Origin of the sequence: Pseudoalteromonas sp. A25, assembly GCF_009176705.1 — a bacterium.
Lineage (GTDB): Bacteria > Pseudomonadota > Gammaproteobacteria > Enterobacterales > Alteromonadaceae > Pseudoalteromonas.
In genome coordinates, this window is record NZ_AP021846.1 from 698,838 (window position 1) to 724,251 (window position 25,414).

The following is a 25,414-nucleotide window of genomic DNA, read 5'->3' on the forward strand; positions in this document are numbered from 1 at the left end:
ACATTTGGTTTTGCACAACAACCATGCTCATAGTGAGAACACTTGCTCAAGCTTATTTTGTTGAGCTTTAAGGGCTAAACACAGTTTGATTTTAATGAACATATGTCTGTGAGATATATGCAATCGCGCTGCGCGCTGTTACAAAAAAGTTTAGGGAATTGGAACAATGAATGTATGGCATGACGTTGCTTTGGCTGCCAATAAATACCACTCGAATACTGCGATAGAATATGGTTCGTCAAAATATACCTACAAACAAATGTATCAGGCGGTTCATTTTTTACATCAGCAAGTGAACGAGCAGCTGCCAGCTCAGGGGCAAGAGAGCACAACCCCTGCACGTATCGCCGTTTATCTCGATAAGTCTGCGTTATGGGTTGTGAGCCTGTTGATGACACAAAAAGCTGGACATATCTTCGTTCCGATTGACCCTAAATGGCCGGCAAAGCGATGCCAACTGATCTTAAAGCAAGCCCAACCACACCTTGTTTTATGTGATAAAAGTACAGCAAGCGCCACATCAGAATTCAAAAATACCTTACTTATCAGCGACGCCATTTTTAGTGCTGCCGAAGTTGTAGAACAATCAGATGAATGTGCCAATAAGGCCGGTTATTTGTATTTTACCTCTGGATCGACGGGTCAGCCCAAAGGGATCGTGGGTCGAACAGACTCACTGGCGCACTTTATTCGCTGGCAATCTGAGTTTGTACAAGTAAACGAAAAAGACAAAGGCAGTATGCTTACGTCAGTGGGGTTTGACCCTGTCTTGCGTGATACATTGTTACCGCTATGCAATGGCGCTACATTGGTTATTCCAAACGATGCCGATATATTGCTTGACCCGCAAGCAACACTCAATTTTTTAGCTCACTCAAAAGTGACCCTAGTGCACCAAGTGCCTTCGATTGTTGAGCTATGGCTTGGACAACCCAAGCGCAGTATTGTGGAGGCGTTTTCTCATATTCGTGCGCTGATGCTGGCAGGTGAAAAGCTGCGCCCTGAGCTGGCTGCCAGTATTTATGCGCAAGCCCCTGAACAACTAACACTGTATAACTTGTATGGCCCAACGGAAACAACCTTGGCGCGCTTTTGTTACCCAGTACCAAAGCTGTCATTGCAAGCGCTTAAAGCGCTGGGCGCAACAGTCCCGGTGGGTAAGCCAATTGCCGATAGCGCATTTTTGCTTAAATCAAATGAGCAAGAGCAAGAAAATGAAGCCCCAAGTCGAGGTGAGGTGGTTATTTGCACTGAGTATTGTTCAGCGGGTTACTGGCATGCTGAACAATTAAAGGCGATAGCTTTTAGTGACTCATCACAGCGGGTTGAATATGCAACGGGCGACCAAGGTGAGCTGAATAGTCAGGGCGATTTGGTTATTTTGGGGCGCCTTGATAAGCAAATAAAAATTAACGGTCAGCGCGTTGAGTTAGCTGAAATTGAACTTGCGTATGAGCGCCTTGCTGAAGTTGATAAAGCGGTTGTGACATATCATCAAAATGCGCAAGGAGTTCACCATATTTGCGCGCACTTAATTGCACCACAAGCACTTGAGTTAGACCTGTTGCATAGCCAATTGGCAGAGCAGTTACCTGCTTATATGATCCCAAGTCAAGTCTTTCAACATGCACGGTTTGAGTTATTACCAAATGGCAAATCGGACCGCATGTTATTACTTAACTTTGCAAAGGGCGATGTGCAGTTAAGTGATGTCACACAGCTTGCATCAACATCCAGTGAAGACAGCGCAATATCATGGCCAACAGACCATCCAATAGCGCAAACAATCACAGCGCTTTGGCAGTCAGTTTTTACCGATGGCCATTTTTCGGCGCTAACCTCTGCATTTGCCCTAGGTGGCTCATCGTTACAGCTTGTCTCTTTGCTCGCTCAGCTTAAATTGCAAACAGACGTAGCGATCCCTTATTTTGAGTTTGCCAAACAGCCGACACCAGCGCATTTACTGGCTTTGTATCAGCAGTATGCAGATACGCCTGCGCAGCAGCAAAGTAGCGAGCTTGTTGATGCGCACGCGCTGACATTGGCGCAAAAAGGGCTGGTGTTTACTCAGCAGCTTTACCCGCAGCAGCCACTTTACAACATGCCATACTCGTTATCGTTTGAAGGCAAAGTAGATGTTGAAAGGCTTTCACTGGCATTAGTAAAACTCAGCGAAGAAGCAGGGTTATCACAGGCCATCGATTTAGATAATTTGCAATGGCGCAGCGGACAATGCCCTAGCTTAACCAGCTTGCAAGTAGAGCAACTTGAGGATGCCAAGCAAGCGTTAGAGCAGTGGGCCGCAGTATCATTTGATTTAGAAAACGGGCCATTAGTCAAAGTGATGGTGGTGCAAAGTCAATCTCATTGGCAACTGGCCATTTGTGCGCACCACTTGCTAATGGATGCCGATAAGTTTGCGCTTATATTTGAAAACCTGCTAGCGCTTTATCACCAAACCGCGCTTATTGAAGTGCCTGTACAACAAGATAGTCGCCACTTACTGGCTGATTATAAAAGTGCGCAAAACTACTGGCAGCAAAAGTTAGCTGGGGTAAATACTGAGCTTGACTTAACCGGCATGCAATATAACACCACGCCTTTTAGTGGTGGTTTGCATGCGTTTGAGCTTTCTGAGCAACTAACCAAGTCTTTGCAGGGCCTAGCAAAGCAGCAGCAAGTATCAATAAATAGCGTATTGTTTAGCGCTTTTCAGGTGTTTTTATTCAAGTACTCTAGCCAGCCACAAATAGTCACGGGGTTGCCATTTAAGATATCGAGTGCCGAGCAAGTTCGTTTTAATATTAATCCGCTGCCTATCGTGACTGAGTTTGATATGCAGCAGCCATTTAGTGAGTTATTGACGCACGTATCGCAGGATATTCAAACCGCTATTCATTATGGTATCTACCCATTTGCCAATATGGTCAGTGACTTAAACTTACAAGGCACACTTGGCTTTCATCCTGTTTTTCAAAGTTTATTTGCTTATCACGAAAATAACTTGCCCGTTGTTTATAGTACAGCAGGCTTAGAGCGCATCGACAGCAAAATAGCACGCTATAGCTTAAGTGCCGATATGTGGTTGCATGGCACGCAACTAAAAGGCTTGTTTGAGTATGGCGCTATTGCTTTTGATGAGTATCAAGCGGCTCACATTGTTGCTCACTTCAAACAATTGCTTGAGTCGATTGTGGCGCAGCCCAATGCGCCATTATCACGGTTGAGTGTGCTAGATGAGCACCAGCAGCAGCGGCTTCATGAGTTGGCTAGAGTCAGTGGTCAAATGCCTAAAATTCATACCATAGATGGCATGATTAAAGCGCAGGCTTTGGCAACGCCAACACTCGGTGCAGTGACTTATCAATCACAGACCATCAGCTATGAAGAGCTTGAGGCGCGCGCCCTGTTATGGGCTAAGCAACTTTATCAGCTGGGCGTGCGACCTAACACCCGAGTGGGGTTAAGTATCTCGCGCTCAATTGAGCTGGTGGTGGGCTTTTACGCAATATTAAAATTAGGCGCGGTATATGTGCCGCTTGACCCTGATTACCCCGCGCAGCGCCGAGAATTTATCATTGCAGATACGCAAATGCACTTTTTGTTATGTGAAGCGCAAGTGCTTGAGCAATATCAAGCGATGGACGTACGTTGCCTAGTCTTTGATAATAACCGTGCTATTTATGAACACGGTGCAAGCGCCCCATTATGTTTGGATGAATTAGCAGAGTTACCTAGCTATCAAGCTGAGCATACCGGCCAAGATGTGGCTTACATCATTTATACCTCGGGCTCCACGGGTAAACCTAAAGGGGTTGAAGTCCCTCATGTAGGGGTGTGTAACTTAGCTTACGGCGAAGTGGACTTTCTCGATATGAAGCCGGGCAGTAAAGTGCTGCAGTTTGCTTCATTTAGCTTTGATACCTCAATCTGGGAAATTGTAATGACACTGTGCTCGGGCGGTGTGTTGGTCATGGCGGATAAACTGGCTATTTTACCCGGGCCCGACTTGGCTAAAACGTTGCTTGAGCAGCGCATTACTCATGTTACTTTGCCTGCATCGTCCTTAGCGGCCTTGCCTTATCAAGAGTATCCAGATTTAAGCGTGATCATTACCGCCGGTGAAGCCTGTGCCATCGATTTATTGAGGTTATGGGGTAAAGGTCGCCGTTTTGTCAATTCATACGGCCCAACCGAGGCATCGGTAAGTGCCAGTAACGCCGAGTTGCAGTGGGATGATGAGTTGGTTCATATTGGTCATCCACTTCCCAATGTACAAACTTGGATTCTAGACAGCGCGCAACAGCTGCGCCCACAAGGTTTGCCCGGTGAGTTATATGTTGGTGGAATTGGCGTTGCCAAAGGCTATTTAAACCGCCCAGAGCTAACGGCAGAAAAATTTGTAGCCGACCCATTTGCCACAGATAAACACGCCAAAATGTATCGCACGGGTGACTTAGTGCGACTCAATCAACATGGTCAGTTGGAGTTTTTAGGGCGCATAGACGAGCAAGTGAAAGTGCGAGGCTATCGCATTGAGCCCAGCGAAATAGAAACCGTGCTCAGACAAGATGCTCACATTATTGATGCCAAAGTGATTGTAAAACACCTTGAATCAGTGCCTTTGCTGGTGGCTTACGTGAGTATTGGGCAGCATATATTTGATGAAAAAACGCTACGTGGCTATTTAGCCAAGCAGCTGCCGAGCTACATGCAGCCAGACCGCTTTGTGGCGATGGAAGACTTCCCGCGTTTACCAAACAATAAAATAAACGTAAAAGCGTTACCTGAGCCGCAAGTGCAAAGTGCGCAAACGTACGAGTTTGATGGCGATGATGAGGTTTCGGGTCAAGTAGCCTGTGTGTGGCAAGACTTTTTAGCCGTAGAGCATATTGCACAAAGTGATAACTTCTTTAGTTTAGGTGGCAACTCACTGCTGGCCGTGTCGATGATGCGGGTATTAAGCAAGGCATTTGCCGTTGATTTGGGGGTCAGTGAGTTATTTAGATACCCAACGGTGAGCGAGCTGGCGCAGTACATCACCCAGTTGTTACAAGATAAGCCTGAAGAAACCAATCACGGCGAGCTGCAAATCGAAAGTCAAACTTGGTACCCTATGACGGCCTCGCAGCAGCGTTTGTATTATTTGCAGCAACTAGATGAGCAGGCGATTAGCTATAACTTGGCATTTTGTGATTTTCTTACAGGTGAATTGCAAACCGATAAGCTCTACAAGGCTTTGGAGTTAACACTTAAACGCCATGCAGGGTTGCGCTGTGAATTTAGACAATCAAGCGCAGGTTTAGAGCAACGTATTGTTGATAATGCACTGCTGCTTAAGCAAATAGATTACTCGGCTCAAGCAGAGTTATTTGTTGATTTTTGCCAACAGTTTAGTGATAAAGCGCGTAAGCAAGTGTGGCACTTAAACGATGGGGTGCCGCTACAGCTTACTTTTATCACCGATAACTGCACGCATCATGCGGTCATTTTAGCATGCCACCACATCATGCTCGACCAAGAAGCATTGGCGCGTTTTAGAGCTGACTGGCAGCAAACCTATTTACAGCTGTGTGATGTAAATTATGATGACTTAGCAGCACAGCAAGACACTGTTGATTATCAAATCATTAAGCATGCACTTTGGCAGCAGCAAAACCGTGGCACTGTGGCATGGCAAAACAGCCTTGATTTTTGGCAATCTCACTTGTGTGATGCCCAAGTACAATTGAACTTACCGATAGGTAATAAAACCCAAAGTGCTGCGCAAGTGAGTGTTGTGCAACAGCAGGTTGATGAGGCAATTCAAACATGGGTAAGCACGCTTGCAAAGCAGCTGCAATGTTCAGAATTTAATTGCTGGTTTGGCTTATTCTATGGGTTTTTATATCGCTATTGTGGTGCGCAGCAAGACATCACCTTATTACTGCCAATCTTAGGCTTATCAACGCAAGAAGACTATGTGGGGTTGCGCTTAAATACCCTTGCGCTAAGGCAGCAATGTGATGGTAAACAAACGCTTAATCAGCTTATCACCCAAACTCGCAAACGCTTTTTAGATGCTACACGCCATGGGCAAATTCCTTTTGATGAAGTGGTTGATGCCCTTGGTTGGGGAGGCGACAAAGCCCCTGAGGTGATGTTTGTTTATAAAGACAATTCGGTGCAGCCGATGCTACCAAATATACATACTCAGAGCTTAGCGCTTGATAGTCAGCAGGCTAAGTTTCCGTTAACGCTGTTTGTTGAGTCGAGTGACCAAGCAAAGGGTGCAAGTTATAAGTGGGAATATGACAGCGCACGCGTAAGTGAGCAACATATGCAGCAGATACAAGCTGCATGGCACCTATTTTTGGTGAATTTAAGTAAGCTTGATAGCAATACGACAGCGCTCAGTGACGTAGCAATTAATGCACACACTTATCAGCAGCCCAGTTTTATCGCCCAGCAGCAGGCTTTGCCTGCAACTTGGCTCGTAGAGCAGCTACAACATGCTGAGCAGCAACACGCTACACAATTGGCTTTATCACAAGGTGATGTACAACTCAGTTATACTCAAGCCAAGCAGCACAGCGCACAACTGGCTAATTGGTTGCAAGAACAAGCATGTCACAAGGCTCATCAACCGCGCTGTTTAATATTGCAAAAACACAGCCCGATGTTGGTGATAAGTATTATGGCCGCGATAAAAGCGGGCTGGTGTTATATCCCTGTTGACCCAAGTTATCCCGCAGCGCGTGTTGCCCATATTATTGCTGATGCTCAGCCTGATATGATTTTGACGGATAGGCAAAGTGCAGCCGATTTTGCCTTAGATGAGCGTACCCCGTGCGTAGCCGTTGATCAAAGCCCGTTACCTTGGCAGCACTACAGTCAAGATTTGCAAATCGCAAGAGGTGCACAGGCGGCGTACATTATCTATACCTCAGGCTCGACCGGTAAGCCAAAAGGGGTGGAAGTTGGCTTATCAAGTTTGGCGCATTACTTAGCGTTTGCGACGTCGACTTACTTACCAGCGTCGCTCGAAGGCGGCATGATCTTACACAGTTCGGTGGGCTTTGATGCAACGGTTACGAGTTTATTTTTGCCGTGGTTAACGGGTCGCCCTCTATACATCGTTGAGCCTTCAAAGCCGCTAGAGTCACTATGTGAATTATTTAGCCAGCGCCATTATGGCGCTGTAAAAATCGCTCCTGCACATTTAGATGTGTTACGTCAGCATGTGTCTGCTGAACACTTAGGTAATGCTGCGCACCTTATTCTTGGCGGGGATGCGCTGCATTATGGGGCGCTTGAGTCATGGCGTGACACCGATGTGGTGGTATTTAATGAGTATGGCCCAACGGAGGCGACGGTTGGCTGTGGTATCTATCGCTTTGCACCTAGGCGGTGCAACGACACGGGTCCTGTGCCAATCGGTCAAGGGATCGCGGGTACTGAACTGTTGGTGCTCGATAAAGATCATAATCTGGTGCCTCGTGGGGTGACTGGTGAGCTATATATTGCCGGATTTAGCTTGGCCCATGGCTATGTCAATATGCCCGAAGTAACCGCTGAAAAGTTCAGTGAGCATCCTTTTGATAAAGCCCGAAAGATTTATCAAAGTGGCGACTTAGTTAAATATAACGATGCGGGCCAACTGGTTTACTTAGGGCGTAAAGACAACCAAGTTAAATTAGCGGGCAATCGTATAGAACTCTCGGATGTAGAAGCCTGTGCCCTTAGCATTGATGTGGTGAGCGATGCGATAGCCTTAATTAAAGACAATGCCCAAGGCAATAAGGTATTAGCGCTTTATTATGTGTGCAGCGGCGCGATTTCTCAGCAGCAGTTGCGTGCAAAATTAAGTGATGCGTTGCCACAGTATATGATCCCTGCGCAATTGTTTGAACTGGCAGCGATGCCGTTGACTCACAACGCTAAAGTGGACCGCGCTGCACTGCTGGCAATCGAACCAAACAATAACAACACAACTGAAGATGAGCACACTTCTCCTGTAATAGAGACTTTGCGTGCAATTTGGCAAGAGGTGTTAAAACTAGAGCGCATTTCGGTCAATGATAACTTTTTTGCTTTGGGCGGCGACTCTATTGTTAGCTTGCAGATCATCTTCAAAGCGCGTGAGCAAGGGCTTAAGATCACCCCGAGAATGATGCTAACGCATCAAAGCATTGCGCAATTAGCAGCCGTGGTGTCGTTAGAAACGCAGCAGCAAGTTACACAGCATGAAGGGGAGTTTGCCTTAACCCCTATTTTGCAGTGGGCAATTGAATACAACGCGCCACAAATTAACCACCTGAATCAATCACGCATCGTGACGTTACCTGATAACTGCGATTTGGCAATGTTACAACAAGCGTTACTGAGCGTGATCAATCACCACGGCATGCTGCGCTTTAAGCTATCTAAGACGCAGCAGCAATGGCGAGCTGAAATTGCCCCAGCGTTGGCAGCGCTACAATTAAGTGAGCCTGTGAGCCTTAGCCATGACGAATTTGATGCGTGGCTCAAAATACAACAAAGCAGTTTAGATTTAACACAGCAGCCGTGGTTATTGCGTCAATTCGTGCTAGCCGATAACCAACCCCGTTTGTTGTGGGTGATGCACCACGGTGCGGTGGACCATGTTTCTTGGCAAATCATCATCGACGACTTAAATCGGGCTTATCAGCAGCTGCTAGCTGGGGAGTCGGTGCAGCTGGCGGCCGTCACCTGTGGCTACGGAAATTGGGCGCAGTGGTGCAATACGCACAGTGTTGCGACGATGGCTAAGGTGTCAAAAAGCAGTATTGCGCGTTTGCCGTTATACGATGATGGCATGAATACGCCGCTATTAGCGGGAGACACCCAAGTCTTTACCCAAACACTGCAAATTGATTTATACCAAGAACAGAATGACGGTGTACTTGCACAGCATGCTCAGCAAGTTTTATTGGTCAGTGCTATGGCGCAAGCCGTACGCGAGTGGGCCGAGATAGAGCGGGTACTGATTGTCAGTGAGAGCCATGGTCGCGGCGTTGATGCATTGGATGTCAGTCGCACCGTAGGGTGGTTTACGCACTTTAACCCGCTGTTTGTACAAACATCGGGGCGCTTGTTAGACACTCTACATGCCAGCCGACAGCAGGTTATGGCAGCAACGCAGTTAGCCGGTGTTGACCGAGCAATTGATAAGACCGTGTTAGAGCAGGCGCATGTGTGTCTTAACTTCTTAGGTAAAGCATCAACAAGCAACAACGAACAGGCGCTAGCGCTTGACCCTGAACTATTACTACCTTATCAAACCGGCGCGCAAAACCGTCGTGGCTTTGCATTGACCTTGGATGTTGAAGCCACTGATAAAGGCTTAAAGCTGTATTGGTCGCATGCGGCGCATGGCGACAGTGCACAGCGGGTGAAAGAGTTAGCAAACTGTTTTGAGTCTAACTTAAATGCGTTGCTGGTGTTGTTGCAGCAAAGTCAAAGTACAGCGTTTTTATCGATATGTGACGCGCAAGCAAACATCAATGCAGCTCAATTAGCACAACTGAGTGAGCAGCAACCATTAGAGCGAGTGCTAAGCGCAAACAGCATGCAACAAGCCATGGTTTTTCACAGCCAGCACAATGAGCTAGGCCATTTTTATCACGAGCAATTGTGTTTTGATTTGCCGCAGGCCAAGCCTCATGAGCAAAGCCATTATCAACATTGTTGGCAGCAACTGGTCGATACCCACCCAATGCTCAGAGCAAGATTTGTGAGTACCTTGACCGATGAGCCGTTGTTGGTGGTTGATAGCCATGCGCAAGCTGCTTGGCAAGCGCTGAAAATTGACAATGATGAACAACTACAGACACTACTTGATGCTGACAAAGAACGGGGTTTTGCTTTAGAGCAAGCGCCTCTGCATAGAGTTTATTGGCTTGAGCAAGGTGAGCAAATCAAGATGCTGTTGGTGCATCATCACGGTATTTTGGACGGCTGGTCGGTGAGCTTACTGCTGGCACAGTTTACTGACTTGCTCAATAACAAACCCATAGCTAAGGCCGACTACGATTTAGTTGCGCAAAAGCATGACTTCACCATAGTGGCACCATTTTGGCGCTCGCAGCTGGCCGATTTTGCGCATAGCAAATTACCGTTAGAGACGCTGTCGGTTATGCAGCAAGCAGAGGGCGAAGTCGGTCACTACATCAGTGAGTACTTGCAGCTTTCACAGCTTGAAACCAATGCGTTAAAAGCTCTGGCACGCAGTGCCAATGTGTCGATTAATACCGTGTTGCAAGGGGCTTGGGCATTAGTTTTACAGCGTCAACAAGGCCATGCAAAAGTATGTTTTGGGGTGACACATGCAGGTCGTCAGCCTGAGCGCGGACAATTGCAGCAGTCGATAGGTTTGTTTATTGAAACGCTACCATTACCAATTGATTATCAAGGTCAAACACAGCTCGGTGAATGGTTAGCTCATATTCAGCAGCAAATGGGGCAGGTGCAAAGCCAAGCGGCTGAACTTGGCGAGCTTAAAGTTATTGCTGGCCTCAGTGCCGACAGCCGGTTATTTGATAGCTTAGTGGTGTTTGAAAACTACCCCCATGAGCGCACACCGAGTCACTTTGTATTTGATTTTGCAATTGAAAAAACAGAAACCCCACTCACTTTAGTGATTAGCGAGCAGCAAGGGTTAAAAATTAAGTTTAACTACCATAGTCCAAGCGTAGCGGGTCATGAGCAGTTGCAAGGCTTAATCGCTCAATTAGATACCGCATTACAGCAGTTGTCAGCCTCACAGCTAAACACACCACTGGCACATATCAATACCGTGCCAGCGCAGCAACAAGCGCGTTTGCTCAATGACTGGCAAGGTGAAACTATCACCCTGCCTGCGCAAGACTTTGTGAGCTTATTCGATAATATGGTTGCAAAGTATCCGCAGCAGTGCGCGGTATCAGCACCTGACACCGAGTTGACGTATGCGCAGTTGGCGCTTCGCAGTGAACAATTGGCTGCAACATTAATCGCCAAAGGGATTGTTGCGGGTGAATATGTAGGTGTTTGTTATCATGCTCATAGCGACTTATTGGTCGCCATCATCGCGCTGCTGCGCGCAGGCGCGGCTTATATCCCCATTGAGCCAAATTACCCTGCACAGCGCAAACAATACATGCTTAAACAAGCGCAAGCTCGTGTGCTGCTAAGTGATGACACACAAGCCGATTGGCTACAACACATTGATGTATCAGCGTATCAAGTGGATGAACTGATACAGCAACCAGTCCCGCGCCCCGAGGTATGGCCACATTTATCGCATAAATCCCCTTGCTATGCGATCTATACTTCGGGGTCGACGGGCCAACCGAAAGGCGTAGCGATTAGCCATAGTGCGTTGGTTAACTATGTCACGCACTGTCAGCGCGAGTATCACTACCCTGTTGGCGGTAAGGTGCCTGTAACTACATCCATTAGCTTTGATGCCACCGTGACCAGTTTATTGGTGCCCATTGCTTGTGGTGCGCAAGTACAGCTATTTAGCCAAGATACCCAGCTGATTGAGTTAGCAAAAGGGATTCAAGCGGGCAGTTTTTGTTTGGCTAAATTAACTCCAGCTCACTTAGACCTAATACACCAAGATTTAGGCCATGATTTTAAAGCCAATATTCACACCCTAGTGGTGGGCGGTGAAGCGCTGCACCGCGCAACATGTCAGCCTTGGCTTGCAGATAATGCCCGCATTATCAATGAATATGGACCAACTGAAGCCACGGTAGGCTGCTGTATTTATTCAGTGCCAGAGGCAGAGCAACTAGCCGATGTGCCAATTGGTAGTGCAATTCAAAATACCCAGCTGTATGTGCTGGATGAAGACTTAGCTTTATTACCCATTGGCGCAGAAGGCGAGCTGTATATTGGGGGGATGGGCCTTGCCCAAGGTTATGTTAACCAACCACAATTAACGGCCGAAAGGTTTGTGCCACACCCGTTTAAGGCGGATGAAACCCTCTATAAAACTGGGGATAGAGCCTACTTTGATCACAGCGGTCGATTGCATTATCGCGGTCGTAGTGATGACCAAGTCAAAGTGCGCGGACACCGTGTTGAGCTCAGTGATATTGAGCAGAACATTCTGAGCCATAAGGATGTTGCTCACGTTGCTGTGGTATTAAATCAAGGCGATAGCACACAAGCACATCAGCGAACTCGCATTATTGCTTTTGTGGTTGCAAAAGACAGCGTTACAAACTGGTCTGCATTGCAAAGAAGTCTTCAAGATGAGCTGGCAAACACCTTACCTGATTTTATGCACCCAGATGTCTGGCAACAAGTGTTGCAATTGCCACTGACAGCGAACGGTAAAGTGGATCGCAAAGCCTTGTTGGAATTAGCAGTAGAGCAACAAGTTACCTTTTTAGAGCCTAGTACACACACCGAAAAGAAACTCGCTCAAATTTGGCGTGAACAGCTGCAAGTTCAGCAAGTTGGTCAACAGTGTAGCTTCTTTGATTTAGGGGGGCATTCGCTCAAGGCGAGTCAAATACTGGCTCGAGTACAAAAAGAATTCAAAGTTAAAGTACCTCTGTCGGCGTTTTTGCGAATGCCTACGCTCAGTGCTTTGGCTGGTGTAATAGATAAAGCACCGAAAGTGAGCACATCGAATATTCGGGTAAGTTCACGTAGAAAACGTCAATAAAGACGAAACAAGGATAATTCACAAGTTTGCGCTTAACGTAGCGGTGATGAGGATAACACAATGACTGAACAACTCTCTTTTCCAGTTTCAATGGCCCAGCAAGGTATGTGGCTAAGTGAAACGCTTTTCTCTGGCACGGGCCATAATCATGTCTGTCAGGGGTTTTGTATAGATAAGTCGATACGCAATGACTTAATAGAACAAGCTGTATCACTGATTGTGCAGCAGCAAGAATCGTTGCGTACGGTATTTAAGTTTCAGCAAGGGGAGGTAAAACAGTACATTTTGCCCGATCTTGATTGGCATATTGAGCAGCTAGAGTGTGCGCAAAGTGAACAAGCACAGTTAGTGCGACGCTTAACGCGCCAGACATTTAGTTTATCTCAGGCGCCGTTGTTTCGTGTTATTCGCTTAGTCCAGCCTGAGCAAGACAAGCTCTTATTTATCTTTCATCATATCATCACCGATGGTTGGTCAGCTGACGTCTTTAAGCGTCAGTTATGGCAAAATTATCAACAATTAGCGCAAGGGCACACACCGCAACTAGAAGAGCTTGAGCTGCAATATGGCGACTTTGCTGAGTGGCAAAGTGAGCAATTGGCAGATCAGCAGGCGCAGCAGCAATTAGCTTATTGGCGTGAGCGGTTGGCAAATGTTACGCCTTGTACTTTTCCCCCAGATAAAGTGCGTCCAGCCCAGCCTAGCTTTCAGGGGAAACAACTTGAAATTGCACTTCCTCAGTCACTGGTCAAAGGGGTGAATACGCTTGCTCTACAGCAGCATACCAGTGCTTTTAATATCTATTTAAGTGCGTTTAAGGTGCTGATCAGTCGTTACACTCGCCAAGAAGATATCACGGTAGGTTCACCTGTTGCAGGCCGAGATCAGGCTGAACTTGAGCCGATCATCGGCTATTTTGTTAATACCGTGGTTTATCGCACTCAGTGCGACCTATCGCAAAGTTTTAGCGCTTACTTAGAGCAAGTAAAAAACACCGTGCTAGATGCTTGGGAGTATCAGCAATTACCATTCGCTAAATTAGTCAGTGATATTTATGGTGAAAGAAGCTTAGATACTTCGCCATTTTTTCAATTGATGTTTGCCTACTATCGCCATGATGGTGACGCTGATGAACAGATGTCTGATCTGGGAGTAAGCAGTTGGCAGTTGCACAATGATACCAGTAAATTTGACCTGACTTTATCGCTTGAAGACAATGTCGATGACGTGTCAATGGCATTGGAATACAGCTCGGAGTTGTTTGAAGCGCAAAGCATTGAGCGTATCGCAGCAGCATACACGCAATTGTTAGCCTCAATTGTTGCCGCGCCTGATGTACCGTTATATCAATTGCCTTTACTTAATGACGCGGCGAAAAGTGCTCAGCTTGCGCGATATGAGTCCAAATCTGGCGATTATTCATCACCGTTTAGCAGCATTTGCGAAGGCTTTGAGCAGATGGTGGCACGTTTTGCTGATAATGAAGCAATAGTAGATGGTGAGCGCACGCTAACTTATCAACAGCTTAATGCGAGCGCTAACCAACTCGCTCGTCATTTGCTCAACGTACAGCAGCAGTTAGGATTAGGCTCGAAAGTGGCGATTTGTTTATCGCCAAGCGTAAATACCATGGTGGCGATTTTAGCGGTGTTAAAAGTCGGCGCGGCTTACGTACCAATTGACCCAAGTGCAGGCCAACAACGACTGGAATATATTTTAGATGATGCCAATGTGGATGTGGTGATTGGCAATCAAGACAGTCTTACTTTATTTGCGCAGCGTAACTTACAACTGGTTTGTTTAGATACCCATGCGCAGCAGATAGCAAGCAACGATGACAGCAATCTGAATTGCCACATAGAGCGCACTGACCAAGCTTATATGATTTATACCTCGGGCTCTACGGGTAAACCAAAAGGCGTGAAAACAACACACCACAACGTGTTGAGACTCTTTAGTGCCACCGAACATTGGTTTGAGTTTAACAGCCAAGATGTATGGAGCTTATTTCATTCATGCGTGTTTGACTTTTCGGTTTGGGAAATGTGGGGCGCATTGTTATACGGTGCAAAATTGGTGGTGATCCCCAAAGAGGTGACTCGTGCACCTGACGTGTTTGCACAGTGGGTCGAAAAGTACCAGATCACGGTATTGAATCAAACACCGTCGGCATTTAAGCAATACGCCGCAATCGGCAAGCCCTATAGCTTACGCTACGTCATTTTTGGTGGTGAAGCGTTGGATATTCCCTCGGTATCACGTTGGTTTGCGCAATACCCGCAGCAGCAACCAAAGCTTATCAACATGTATGGCATCACCGAAACCACAGTGCATGTTACTTACCAAGCGCTGTCGGCCGAGCTACTAAAAGGGCGTATTGCGGCACCAATTGGTGAAGCCATTCCAGATTTATCTATGTACGTATTAGACCCATGGTTACAACCTGTGCCAGATGGCATGACTGGCGAGCTGTTTGTATCTGGAGACGGCGTTGCCGATGGTTATCATAACCGTGTACAGTTGAGCGCAGAGCGTTTTCTTAACAACCCATTTAATGACGCGCAGCCAACACTTTATCGCTCTGGGGATTTAGTGAAAGTAGATAATCAAGGTGAACTAATTTACCAAGGACGTGCCGATCACCAAGTGAAGATCCGTGGTTTTAGAATTGAATTAGGGGAGATTGAAAACGCGTTATTAGCCTGCAGCGGTATCAAAGAGGCTTTGGTGTTAGCACATGAAGCGCCGCAGCAAGGTGCGCAATTGGTGGCTTATGTTGTCTGCGATGAGCTTAGCGTGCAAGCGTTGCGAGAACAGCTTGGCAAGACCTTGCCTGAGTATATGATCCCCGCCATTTTTATGCCGTTAACGGCATTTCCACTAACCATTAATGGCAAAATTGACCGCCGCGCATTGCCTGAGCCTAAAGTTGATAGAAGCACCCTCACGCAAGAATTTGTTGCACCAAGTAGTGCCATAGAAGTGGGTATTGCAAAAATTTGGCAACAAGTACTGAACGTTGATAGCGTCAGTGTCAACGATAACTTCTTTGCACTAGGTGGTGACTCATTACGTGCGGTGCAAGTGAATGAGCTGCTTGAGCAACAAGGGATTTCTTTACCACTAGAGCAAATTTTTAAGACTCAAACCATCAAAGCGCTCGCTGAATATCTAAGCCAACACGATGCAGACTCTATGGGCGTTGTAAAAGACGTTCCAGCTTTTAGCATGATAAGCGAGGAGCAGCGCGCGCAACTACCTGAAGATGTAATTGATGCTTATCCTTTGAGCGGCATGCAGGCAGGTATGTTCTACCATATGATGTTGGCACCAGAGTCGAATATCTACCACTGTACGGGTACCTCGCACATTTGCTTGGACCATAAACTCAACGAAGCGTTGTTTTATGAAGCGGTGCAAGAGTTGGTAGCCCATCATGAAATTTTGCGCACCGGATTTGACTTACACAATGAGTATCAACCCATTCAATGTGTGCATGCCCATGCGCTGTTGCCAGTGGAGTTTTCTGATATCTCGTCGCTGGATGAGTCACAGCAAGAAGCGCAAGTGATGGCATTGATTGAGCAAGAGAAAGCCTCACCATTTGATTTAACTAAACCTACGTTACTGCGCTTTTTTATTCAACACCGCAGTGCCACAAGCTTCCAGTTTACCATGACGGAATGCCACCCTATTTTTGATGGATGGAGCTACCACTCATTAATTGTTGATGTGTTCAATCTTTATGCCGAAAAAATGGGCCGTCGAGCGCACACCGCACTGCCACAATTAAACTGGCGTTATGCAGATTTTGTGGCCACCGAAAAGGCAACCATCAACAACCCGCAAAGCATCGATTTTTGGACAAACTATTTGGCTGATTTTGAGCCGCTGGCATTGCCGCTGCAAAGTGATGCAATGTGTGAGTCAAAGCAATTGCGTGCTGTACACCTACGAATTGAAGATAACATTTACAACGGCTTAAAAGCGTTGATGAAACAAGCCAATGTACCTTTGAAAAGCGTACTATTAGCAGGCCACATTAAGGTGATGAGCTTGGTCAGCGCACAACAAGATGTACTAACGGGTATTCCCACCAATGGCCGCTATGAGGGTAAAGGGGGAGATAAACAATATGGTCTATTTATCAATACATTACCGTTTAGACAAAAGTTAAAAGACGGCACTTGGCAGGCCCTTATTCAAGATACCTTTGCGCTTGAGTGCGACCTTATTCCACATCGTCGCTTCCCTTTAGCAGAAGTGCAGCGCTTAGTAGGCCGAGAAACCTCATTGTTAGAAGATGTGTTGTTTAATTACATGGACTTCCACGTGTATGAAGCGCTGTGCCCTGAATTGGGTTTAACAGTGAAAAACAATCTGCGTACCGACCAAGTTCATGAAGGCACCAACTTTGCTCTGACAGTGCATTTCCAGCATTTAACTCTGTCGTCAGGTCTAAAAGCCAATGATGTGTCATTGCAATTAGACTACGACAACGACCTGCTAACGCGGGAGCAAGTGGTGGCGCTGGGCGAGTTATATATGGCGGTATTTGCGCAAATGGCCGACAACGCGCATGTGCAGCACCAAGCGTTTAGCCACAATTCAGTTGCGATTGCACAGCGTTTAGCAGCTTCGACAGCCAGTGATATAGTGCAATCAGACAGTGCCTCAACCCAAGAACCAGACACAGAGCAAACTAATGTGGAAGTGGTAGAGCAAGGAGGTGCGTCCGTTGAGCCCGCCCTGCTAGAAGGCGTTCGCCGCGTTTGGCATGAGCTCTTGCAAGGGCAGGTGAGCGATACCGATAACTTCTTTGACGCAGGTGGTCACTCGCTGTTGTTTTTACCCTTGCTCACTAAGCTCAAAGCGCTACCAGAGCAAGGGCCGATGAGTGATGCAAGCTCCTTGGCGCTTAAGGCAATTACCACACTAGATTTAATTAACTACCCATCAATTGAACGTTTTTGTCAGTTTATTTGTGGCGCACAGCAAGCGACTGCTCAAGTTGATAATAACAAAGTAAAGAATAAACAAGATGCAAGAGCGCGAATGCTCAAGCTGAGAAACCGACAAGGGAAAAGGGCATAAGCATGGAAACGGTAACGGGGCTAGAAGTTGCAATTGTCGGTATGGCTGCTCGGGTGCCTGGGGCAAACTCAATAGATGAATATTGGGAAAATTTGCTGGCAGGCAAAGATGTCCTAAAAATGCAGCAACAACGATATCCCGATCAAAGTGGTAATTTGGGCGGGGTATTAGACAATGTGCATGGCTTTGATGCGGCATTTTTTGATGTTGCGGCACGCGAAGCCTGCTTAATGGACCCTCAGCTTCGACAAAGTTTAGAAGTTAGTTGGCATGCCTTAGAAGATGCTGGTTTGATTAACCAGCGCACTGATGCGCATGTTGGCGTATATGCAGGCGCCCCAACCAGTGCTTATTTAACCTATGGTATTAGCAATAAAGATAAGTTAGACAGCGCGGTAGAAATTGATGAGTTAATCCATCATAACTCGCAAGAGTTGTTTGCCAGCAAGCTTGCTTATCAGCTGGGGGTAAACGGACCTGCATTGTCGTTGACAACTGGGTGTTCCACGTCATTTGTGCTATTGCATTACGCGTGTTTAGCATTGAATAGTGGTGACTGTGAAACCGCGCTGGTGGTTGCCAGTCGTATTGGGTATCCCCATTATGAAGGCTACACAGCAACGCCCGGTGGACCGCTTAGCCCTGATGGTTTATGTCGACCTTTTGCCAATAATGCGACTGGTATGGTGCCTGGTAGTGGCGCGTTGGCAGTGGTGCTTAAGCGCTATGAAGAGGCACTTGAAGATGGTGACCGCATTTATGCGGTGATAAGAGGCAGCGCACTGAACAATGATGGACGTGACAAGTTGGGCTTTGCGGCACCGTCGGTCAATGGTCAAACACACGTGGCTCAGCAAGCGATGATGAACGCCGACATTGAGCCGCATGACGTGTCTTATGTAGAGGCGCATGGCACAGGCACTGAGCTGGGCGACGGTGTTGAGTTAAGAGCACTGCAACAAGCCTATGGTCAAACTATGCCAAGCCAATCTTGTGCACTGGGGTCGGTTAAAGGCAACATTGGCCATCTCGATGCGGCATCGGGCTTGGCTAGTTTGGTTAAAGTGAGCTTGATGCTACACCATCGCACATTGCTGCCCACCATTAATTGTGAAGCGCCGCTTGAGCAATTAAATGCACCAAGCAGTGCGTTTTACGTGCAACGAGAGGCCGAGCCTTGGCCTGAGTCTAAAGCGTTGATTGCTGGGTTGAACATTTTTGGGATCGGCGGCACGAATGGTCATGTGCTATTACAAGGTGCCAACGCGACTCATTCAACAGCGACAGAAAACAAAAATCATGTTTTATTTTTAAGTGGCAAAGACCCACAAGCGGTGTTGCGTAATAGAGATGCTTTATGTGCTTGGCTGCGCAAACACCCACACTGTAACTTAAAACAATTAAGTTGGACTTTACTCAATTGCAAAGAGCCGATGCGTTATCGCAGCGCAGTCAGTGTCTCATCTTTGCAGCAGTTGCAAGCGCTCAAGGCATTGTCTGACAACGATATATCCAAAGCAGAACCATCACCTACGCTTGGTATTGAGGCGATTACGAGCGAGCAGTTGATCATCTTGGAGCGGTTATTTGAGCGCGATGAAACACTTAACTGGCAATTTAAACAGCACCTTTGTGAGTCTGGGGCGCAATTAGATGCGATAAGTAAGTCGGCGTCAATGTGGCACGAGTTACGAATAAAAGTAGAAGAAAGCGAAACAATCAATAATTTGCTGAACCGCGCGGTTTGGCTGAGTGTGTTATCGCATTTATCACACATGGGGATAGAGTTTAAAAGTATCCAAGCGTCGGGTGTGATGTTTATCACAGTTGCTGAATTGGCTGGGGTGTTAACATCAACACAAGCACTGGGTTTACTCCATAATAAAAGCATCGAAAATGCGCAAAATTTGCCTAATAGTGCTCGTTATGCACTGGCTTGTAATGACTCGGTTGAGCCAGTAACCGCGCAACATTGGCAGCAAGAAGCGTTTTGGCAAGCATTATGTGACGCTCGAGAAAACACGCGCGTAACTTCTTCATCATGTCATACATTAACTTTAGAAACTGATTTATATGCCATGGCAGCACAGCTTTGGATGCAAGGTGTGACGATTGATAGCCAAGCGCACTTCAACGAACAGTTAGCGCCCTTATCTGTGCCGGGATATGCTTTTGCAACAACACGCTATAAGTTACCTTTGCATACAAAACAAAGCACGCTTTGGCGCGCGCAGCAGTGGCTCAAAGTTGTGCCGCAAAAGCAGCAAAATCACATTTTACTGTTGATGCCAAAGGGAGAGGCCGCCAACAAAGTGCAGCGCTGTGTTAGCGCCAACGACACGCACTTGTGGTTTATCTATCAGGCAGATCAGTTTAGCGCAGCAAATGACAATGTACTGTTTGGCGATTTAACGCAAGTTGCGCATTTGCAGCGCATAGAAGCGCATGTAAAACATATTGTTGATGCATCGTGTTGCTGGGTTGATGCTCGGTTGAGTGATATCTCGCCAAAATTTGATGGCCTGTTAAATGCGATGGTGGACAGCGAGCTACGTCGCAGTTGGCAAGCGCTTGATATCCATCTGCTGCGTGATAGTAAGCGATGGTCACTTCTGTACATAGCATCGAGTGAGGCGGCTTATCAAAGCAATGCGCTAATGGGGCAGTATTTACTCGATTTCTTCTTGCACAGTTATCAAGATTTGGCATTACAGCAAGCGCCAAAAACTGTGTGGTGTGCAGCACCAAAGGGCGCATTTAAACGCACAGGTAAAGAAACTGTTAGCGGCTCTTTGTTAAGCCAGGTGGCAAACAGCAAAGCTGAGCAGTTTAAAATCATGCATAAGCAACTCTTTTGCTCTACCTACACGCCGTTTAAACCCACAGCAAAGGCAGCCACTGGCGATAGTAAAGTTGTGTTATTAGGAATTGAACAAGCCAATGGGGTGGCAATCGCGTCAGCCTTGCCAGCATTGTGTGACAAGGTTCATGTGGTGTTACCGCAAGATTTTCCTGCGCAAACAGCATGGCAGCAATGGTTATCGGCGCATGTTGAGGGAAATTTGTATAGCAAAATCATTGTGCTGCTTAGCGGTTGGCTTAAAGAAGGGGTTCGTTGTTCTTGGCATATTGATAATAAAGCGAATCGACCTTTGCACAAACAGCTTGCGTTGCTCGACAGTGACATATGCATCAATTTATTGGGCACCGATAACGCATTAAGTCAGCCAGATATTTTGCTATCACATTTAGAGCGACAACAAGCAACTGGCCAGTTGCTAACAAAGTTAATGTCAAAGAACCCACTAGTAAGTTCGCTGGTATTATTGCAAGGCCCCTGTCCAGCTGGCTTAACAAGTGGTGCGCAATTGTGGCATCACACATCTAGCCAGGCATTTTCAAGTATTATTTTTGCCAATAAGGAGCTAAGTCCTGATGATGTGGCAGAGTGTCTTAACGCTTTAGCTTATCCTACACACAAAGTGCTTATTGATGACATGTTAGTCAGCAGTGTTTCGTCTGCCTCGTTAGTTAAGCAGGCCCAACAATGCAATGAGCAGCAATATGCGCCTCGACCCGAGTTGGCACAGCCTTTCTGTGAGCCGGTAAGTGCGCTTGAACAGCAAATTGCGCAGATCTGGCAAAGCTATTTTTATTTAGCACCGATTGGTCGTGATGACGATTTTTTTGACTTACATGGACATTCTTTACTCGCGCTCAAAATTGTCAATCGTATTAATGCGCAATGTGCAACGCAGCTTACTTTACAAGATGTACTTGAAAACCCAACGATTGCTAGGCTCAGTGAGTTAGTCAAAATCAACATGCCTGTGCAACAAAAGGAGCGTAGTGATGAGTATTAGTATTGAGAACAACAGGCAGGTTTTACCACTTACTAATGGGCAACTCAGTTTTTGGTTTATTTACCACATGACCAAAGAAACGGCGAATCACTTCTTACCTTATGAGTTTGAAGGGCCGTTACGAGCAGACTTCTTGGAGCGTGTGCTCAACGTTTTGTTGCAAGATAACGAGATCCTCCGTTCATCTATAAGTGACTGGTGCGCCGTACAATATATTCATCCTTATGAGTACTTTCACTTACCCTATGAAGATTTAAGCGGTATGTGTGAGCAAGGCAGAGCAGCCGCTTTGGGTGCGCTATTTTTAAAATATAGTGCCCCTAATTTTGATTTAATGAAAGCGCCGCTATTGCGAGCGTGTTTGGTTAAAACGGCCCCAGAGAAACATTTACTTATGTTGGTAACCCCTCACTTCGCAATGGACGGCGCGGCGCTTTATCAAATGGACAATGAGTTGCGGTCGTTGTATCAAAAAGCGCTGCAAGGGCAGCCCTTAAGGACGAGCCGAAAGTTAGGGTTGGCTGAATATGTGACGCAAGAGCAATCCATTCGCAGTGCTCAAAGTCAACAGGCGAGTGCCTTTTGGCAGCAACAGCTGGGTAAAACCAAACCGACTTATTTAGCGTCCGATTTATTGGATATCAGCAATCGTTCGCGGCGTGGCATTTTTATCCCATTGAATGACGCTCAGTTGCAAGTGATTGGACGTTGGTGCTCTAAACACAAGCTAACACAGCAGATGGTGTTTTTAGCATTGATTGGCAAAGTGATGGCTAAAGTTTCTGGCAATCACAGTTTATGTTTAACAACGGTGCAAGAAAACCGCGATATTGACGGTGCGCGTGAGCTATTTGGCGCGCTACTCACTTCTTTACCCATACCGCTGCAGATCACCGAGAAACAATCTCTTACTGAGTTGTTTTTACAAGTTAAACAGACAACGCTTGCGGTATATGAATATCGTCACGTGCCTTGGAGTGTACCTTTATCTATGCTAGCTCGTAGCAAACTGAAGAAGCAACCTTGGTGGCTAAAGGCAATAAGCAAAGTAAGTGGATGGTATCACCGTATCAGCAAACAAGCAGGGTTGTATCCACAGGCGCTTATGGATTTTGCTGCAATTGCCGCCAGTGATATGGCAGAAGATAAAAAAATAGCCCGGTTTGGGCCTCAGCATCAAGCGCTGACTATTAATGTAAATATGTTGCCTTCATTTTACGAACACGCAGCGCAGGTGCAATCTACTGAGCAAAGTGAACAAGCGTGTGAAATTACTTTGCGCCGTGAGTTAGATTTCCCAGTCCCCCAAGATGATAGCGAATGGGAGCAGAATGTACTGAACTTTTACATTGAAAAACATGCACTTAAAGGTTTTGGGATCCGCCTTTCTCATCAGTGTTTGACACCTCACGCAGAGCAGATTTTACGTGACGAGTTGTATGGACTGTTGTTGCAAAGCTCGGATGTGGCATCGCCGTTAGTACAAGAAGCTTAATGTCCTTTGGTAAGGCTTTGTAAGCAAGTGGCTATTTTTGCAATGATTCGATTGACCTAAAATGGGGAAAATTTATACTCGATATGCTTGAAATAGCATCGGGCTGTACGTCACATCGATGTTGAGTATAAAAAGAACGGAATGAGAATATCGTAATGCACTCAATAATAAAAATCGCCATCGCGTTTTTAATTGCTTTGCTTGTCGCTGTTATGTGGCTTTCAAGCTACGAGCGATATGCAATTAAATTCGTCAGCCAACAAGATAGTTTGTATGGCTCTTTGGTACTGCCTAAGCAAAGTACTGAGCAGCCAGTGCCCGTGGTGATTTTTGTACATGGTGATGGGCCTATATCCAGTGGTAGCTATGGCTATTATCATCCGCTTTGGCAGGCCCTTGCTGATGCAGGGGTCGCCTCGTTATCTTGGGATAAACAAGGTGTTGGTGGATCTGAAGGTCATTGGCTAGGCCTTAACATGGAGCAACGCGCTGATGCACTTAGCGCAGCCATTGATTGGATATCGCAACAACCACACTTAGATAGTGAGCGTATTGGGGTGATTGGCTTTTCACAAGCCGGCTGGGTTATCCCGCAGGTTTTGGCCAAAGATGAGCGACTCAAATACGCCATTATGGTATCTACGGCGGTTAATTGGGTGCAGCAGGGCCATTTTCAAACGGTTCAGCGATTAAAGTCTCAAGGTCAAGAAGGGGCGTTACTTGCGCAAAACCTCGATTTTAACTCAGCCTTAGATGCGCTTTTAAAGCAAGGTGTTTCCTACAAAGCTTACCAACAATTTATGGCGCAAAATGCGCCCGAGAGTTATGGCGCTAAGGTGATGAATAAAGTGCGCTACGAGTTTGTGGTTAACAACATGCTTGTTGATGCCAGTGCTTCGCTGACGAAAATACAACAACCGGTATTGGCATTATTTGGCGACTCGGACGCAGTGGTAGATGTAAACCACAGCATTAGTACTTATCAACGAAGTTTGTCAGGCCCTTTTAGCTACAAAGTGTATGAAAATGCCGATCATGGCATATTTAAAAACGCGTATTTTTCTGATATCCGCAAAGACTCAATTTGGTTTGGCGTCAAAATGAATTGGTTAGGAGCTAAGGGGTTCTCTGATCAATTTATTGATGATGTGCTCAATTGGGTAACGACGCACACTCAAGCAGAAACACTAGGAGTAAACAATAATGACCGATAACTTTAGCAGCTGGTTTACCAAGCAGCGTGAAGACTTGTTATGGGATTTATTATTTTCAAGCGTATTAGAAGTGCTTGCGATGTTTGCGGTGATGTTGCTTATTTCCCCCTATTTTGAAACGTTAAACTCGTTTTGGTATGGGTTTTTCTTGGTGTTGATCCCTTTGTATATATTTTCCGAGGCGGCGGCTGTTTTGGCTAAGTTAAAAATAGCAACACAAAAACAGCTGAGCGAATTAAGCGGTGTGGATATTTCGTCAATCAGTGTGGCTCCCATTAATCACCAATGGCAGTGTGTCACTATCAAAACGGCGGTTCTGGCGTTACTACCAGCGCTTGGTTGTGTGGCGTTATATTATTTTAGTTCAAAAAGTGTTGGCATCATGCTGCTTATTGCACTGTGCGCCGCAGTTGCTGTGTTTATTGGTAGTGCATTGTTGTTTGAACGTTATGCCAAGTCATTGGTTGCTGGCACCTTGTTGCAAGCACAAAGTAAAGACTCACTCAACGAATCTCAAAGTATCGACTTTTTAGTAACGTATCATTTGTTGCCTTGGCTGGTATTTACCACATTGGTATTTGGTTTGCTAATGAGCAAATATTACATGGGTTATGTTGCTGATGCCGGTCAAATTAGCCTGTCGAGCTTAGCAACATATAGTTATGTCAGCTGTACCTTTGTTGGCTTTTGGAGCTGCTACAACGTGCTAGAGTCGATGCAAGTAGAGTTTAAGTTACAGTCTATGTACTTGTCTGGTGTTGATAAATTCTCTCACTCAGAGCTATTTGGCATGATTTTAGGTGCGGGCTTTGTTCCTTGGGTCGCGCTGTTTGTCACAGGCTTTTTTGTGCCGACCTTAACCAGCGGCCTTTGGCTTACGGTCATAGCCACTAGTGTTATTGTTTTTGCCGTTGTTGTGGGGGTGAGTGCAGCGGCACTATTTGCATACAGTCAATTACAAGAGCAGAGGCAAGCGGAGTCTTGCTCACAATAATGTATTTTTGTTAATCGCATGAATGGGGTAAAGATAAAACCACCATACATGCGAATGTATTTATGAATTTATTTATAAATTAAACGTAGC

Annotated in this window: 6 protein-coding genes; all 6 read left to right on the forward strand. The window is 46.2% G+C overall.

What is annotated here, in order from left to right; translation table 11 throughout:
• Window positions 1-166 precede the first annotated feature (166 nt).
• The 6 genes from GDK41_RS03285 (at window position 167) to GDK41_RS03310 (ending at window position 25,324) form a co-directional block, all read left to right on the forward strand.
• Complete coding sequence (locus GDK41_RS03285) at window positions 167-12,664, forward strand: non-ribosomal peptide synthetase (RefSeq protein ID WP_152085073.1); 12,498 nt, start codon at window positions 167-169, stop codon at window positions 12,662-12,664.
• Between the two features lie 60 nt (window positions 12,665-12,724).
• Window positions 12,725-17,758 carry a non-ribosomal peptide synthetase gene (locus GDK41_RS03290; RefSeq protein ID WP_152085074.1) on the forward strand — a complete coding sequence of 1,678 codons (5,034 nt, stop codon included), beginning with the start codon at window positions 12,725-12,727 and terminating at the stop codon, window positions 17,756-17,758.
• A 2-nt stretch (window positions 17,759-17,760) separates the two neighbouring features.
• Entirely contained in the window at window positions 17,761-21,621 is a 3,861-nt protein-coding gene (locus GDK41_RS03295) for a beta-ketoacyl synthase N-terminal-like domain-containing protein (RefSeq protein WP_152085075.1), read from the forward strand.
• Window positions 21,611-23,116, forward strand: coding sequence for a condensation domain-containing protein (locus GDK41_RS03300; protein WP_152085076.1), 1,506 nt, complete (start codon window positions 21,611-21,613; stop codon window positions 23,114-23,116). Before GDK41_RS03295 ends, GDK41_RS03300 begins: the two co-directional genes overlap by 11 nt.
• 155 nt (window positions 23,117-23,271) lie before the next feature.
• Window positions 23,272-24,330, forward strand: coding sequence for an alpha/beta hydrolase family protein (locus tag GDK41_RS03305; RefSeq protein WP_152085077.1), 1,059 nt, complete (start codon window positions 23,272-23,274; stop codon window positions 24,328-24,330).
• Window positions 24,320-25,324 carry a hypothetical protein gene (locus GDK41_RS03310; RefSeq protein WP_152085078.1) on the forward strand — a complete coding sequence of 335 codons (1,005 nt, stop codon included), beginning with the start codon at window positions 24,320-24,322 and terminating at the stop codon, window positions 25,322-25,324. Before GDK41_RS03305 ends, GDK41_RS03310 begins: the two co-directional genes overlap by 11 nt.
• The last annotated feature ends 90 nt before the right edge of the window (window positions 25,325-25,414 follow it).

Bases quoted from the DNA above. Each gene is read 5' to 3' on its own strand.
- GDK41_RS03285 (WP_152085073.1), top strand. From the start codon at position 167: ATGAATGTATGGCATGACGTTGCTTTGGCTGCCAATAAATACCACTCG.
- GDK41_RS03290 (WP_152085074.1), top strand. From the start codon at position 12,725: ATGACTGAACAACTCTCTTTTCCAGTTTCAATGGCCCAGCAAGGTATG.
- GDK41_RS03295 (WP_152085075.1), top strand. From the start codon at position 17,761: ATGGAAACGGTAACGGGGCTAGAAGTTGCAATTGTCGGTATGGCTGCT.
- GDK41_RS03300 (WP_152085076.1), top strand. From the start codon at position 21,611: ATGAGTATTAGTATTGAGAACAACAGGCAGGTTTTACCACTTACTAAT.
- GDK41_RS03305 (WP_152085077.1), top strand. From the start codon at position 23,272: ATGCACTCAATAATAAAAATCGCCATCGCGTTTTTAATTGCTTTGCTT.
- GDK41_RS03310 (WP_152085078.1), top strand. From the start codon at position 24,320: ATGACCGATAACTTTAGCAGCTGGTTTACCAAGCAGCGTGAAGACTTG.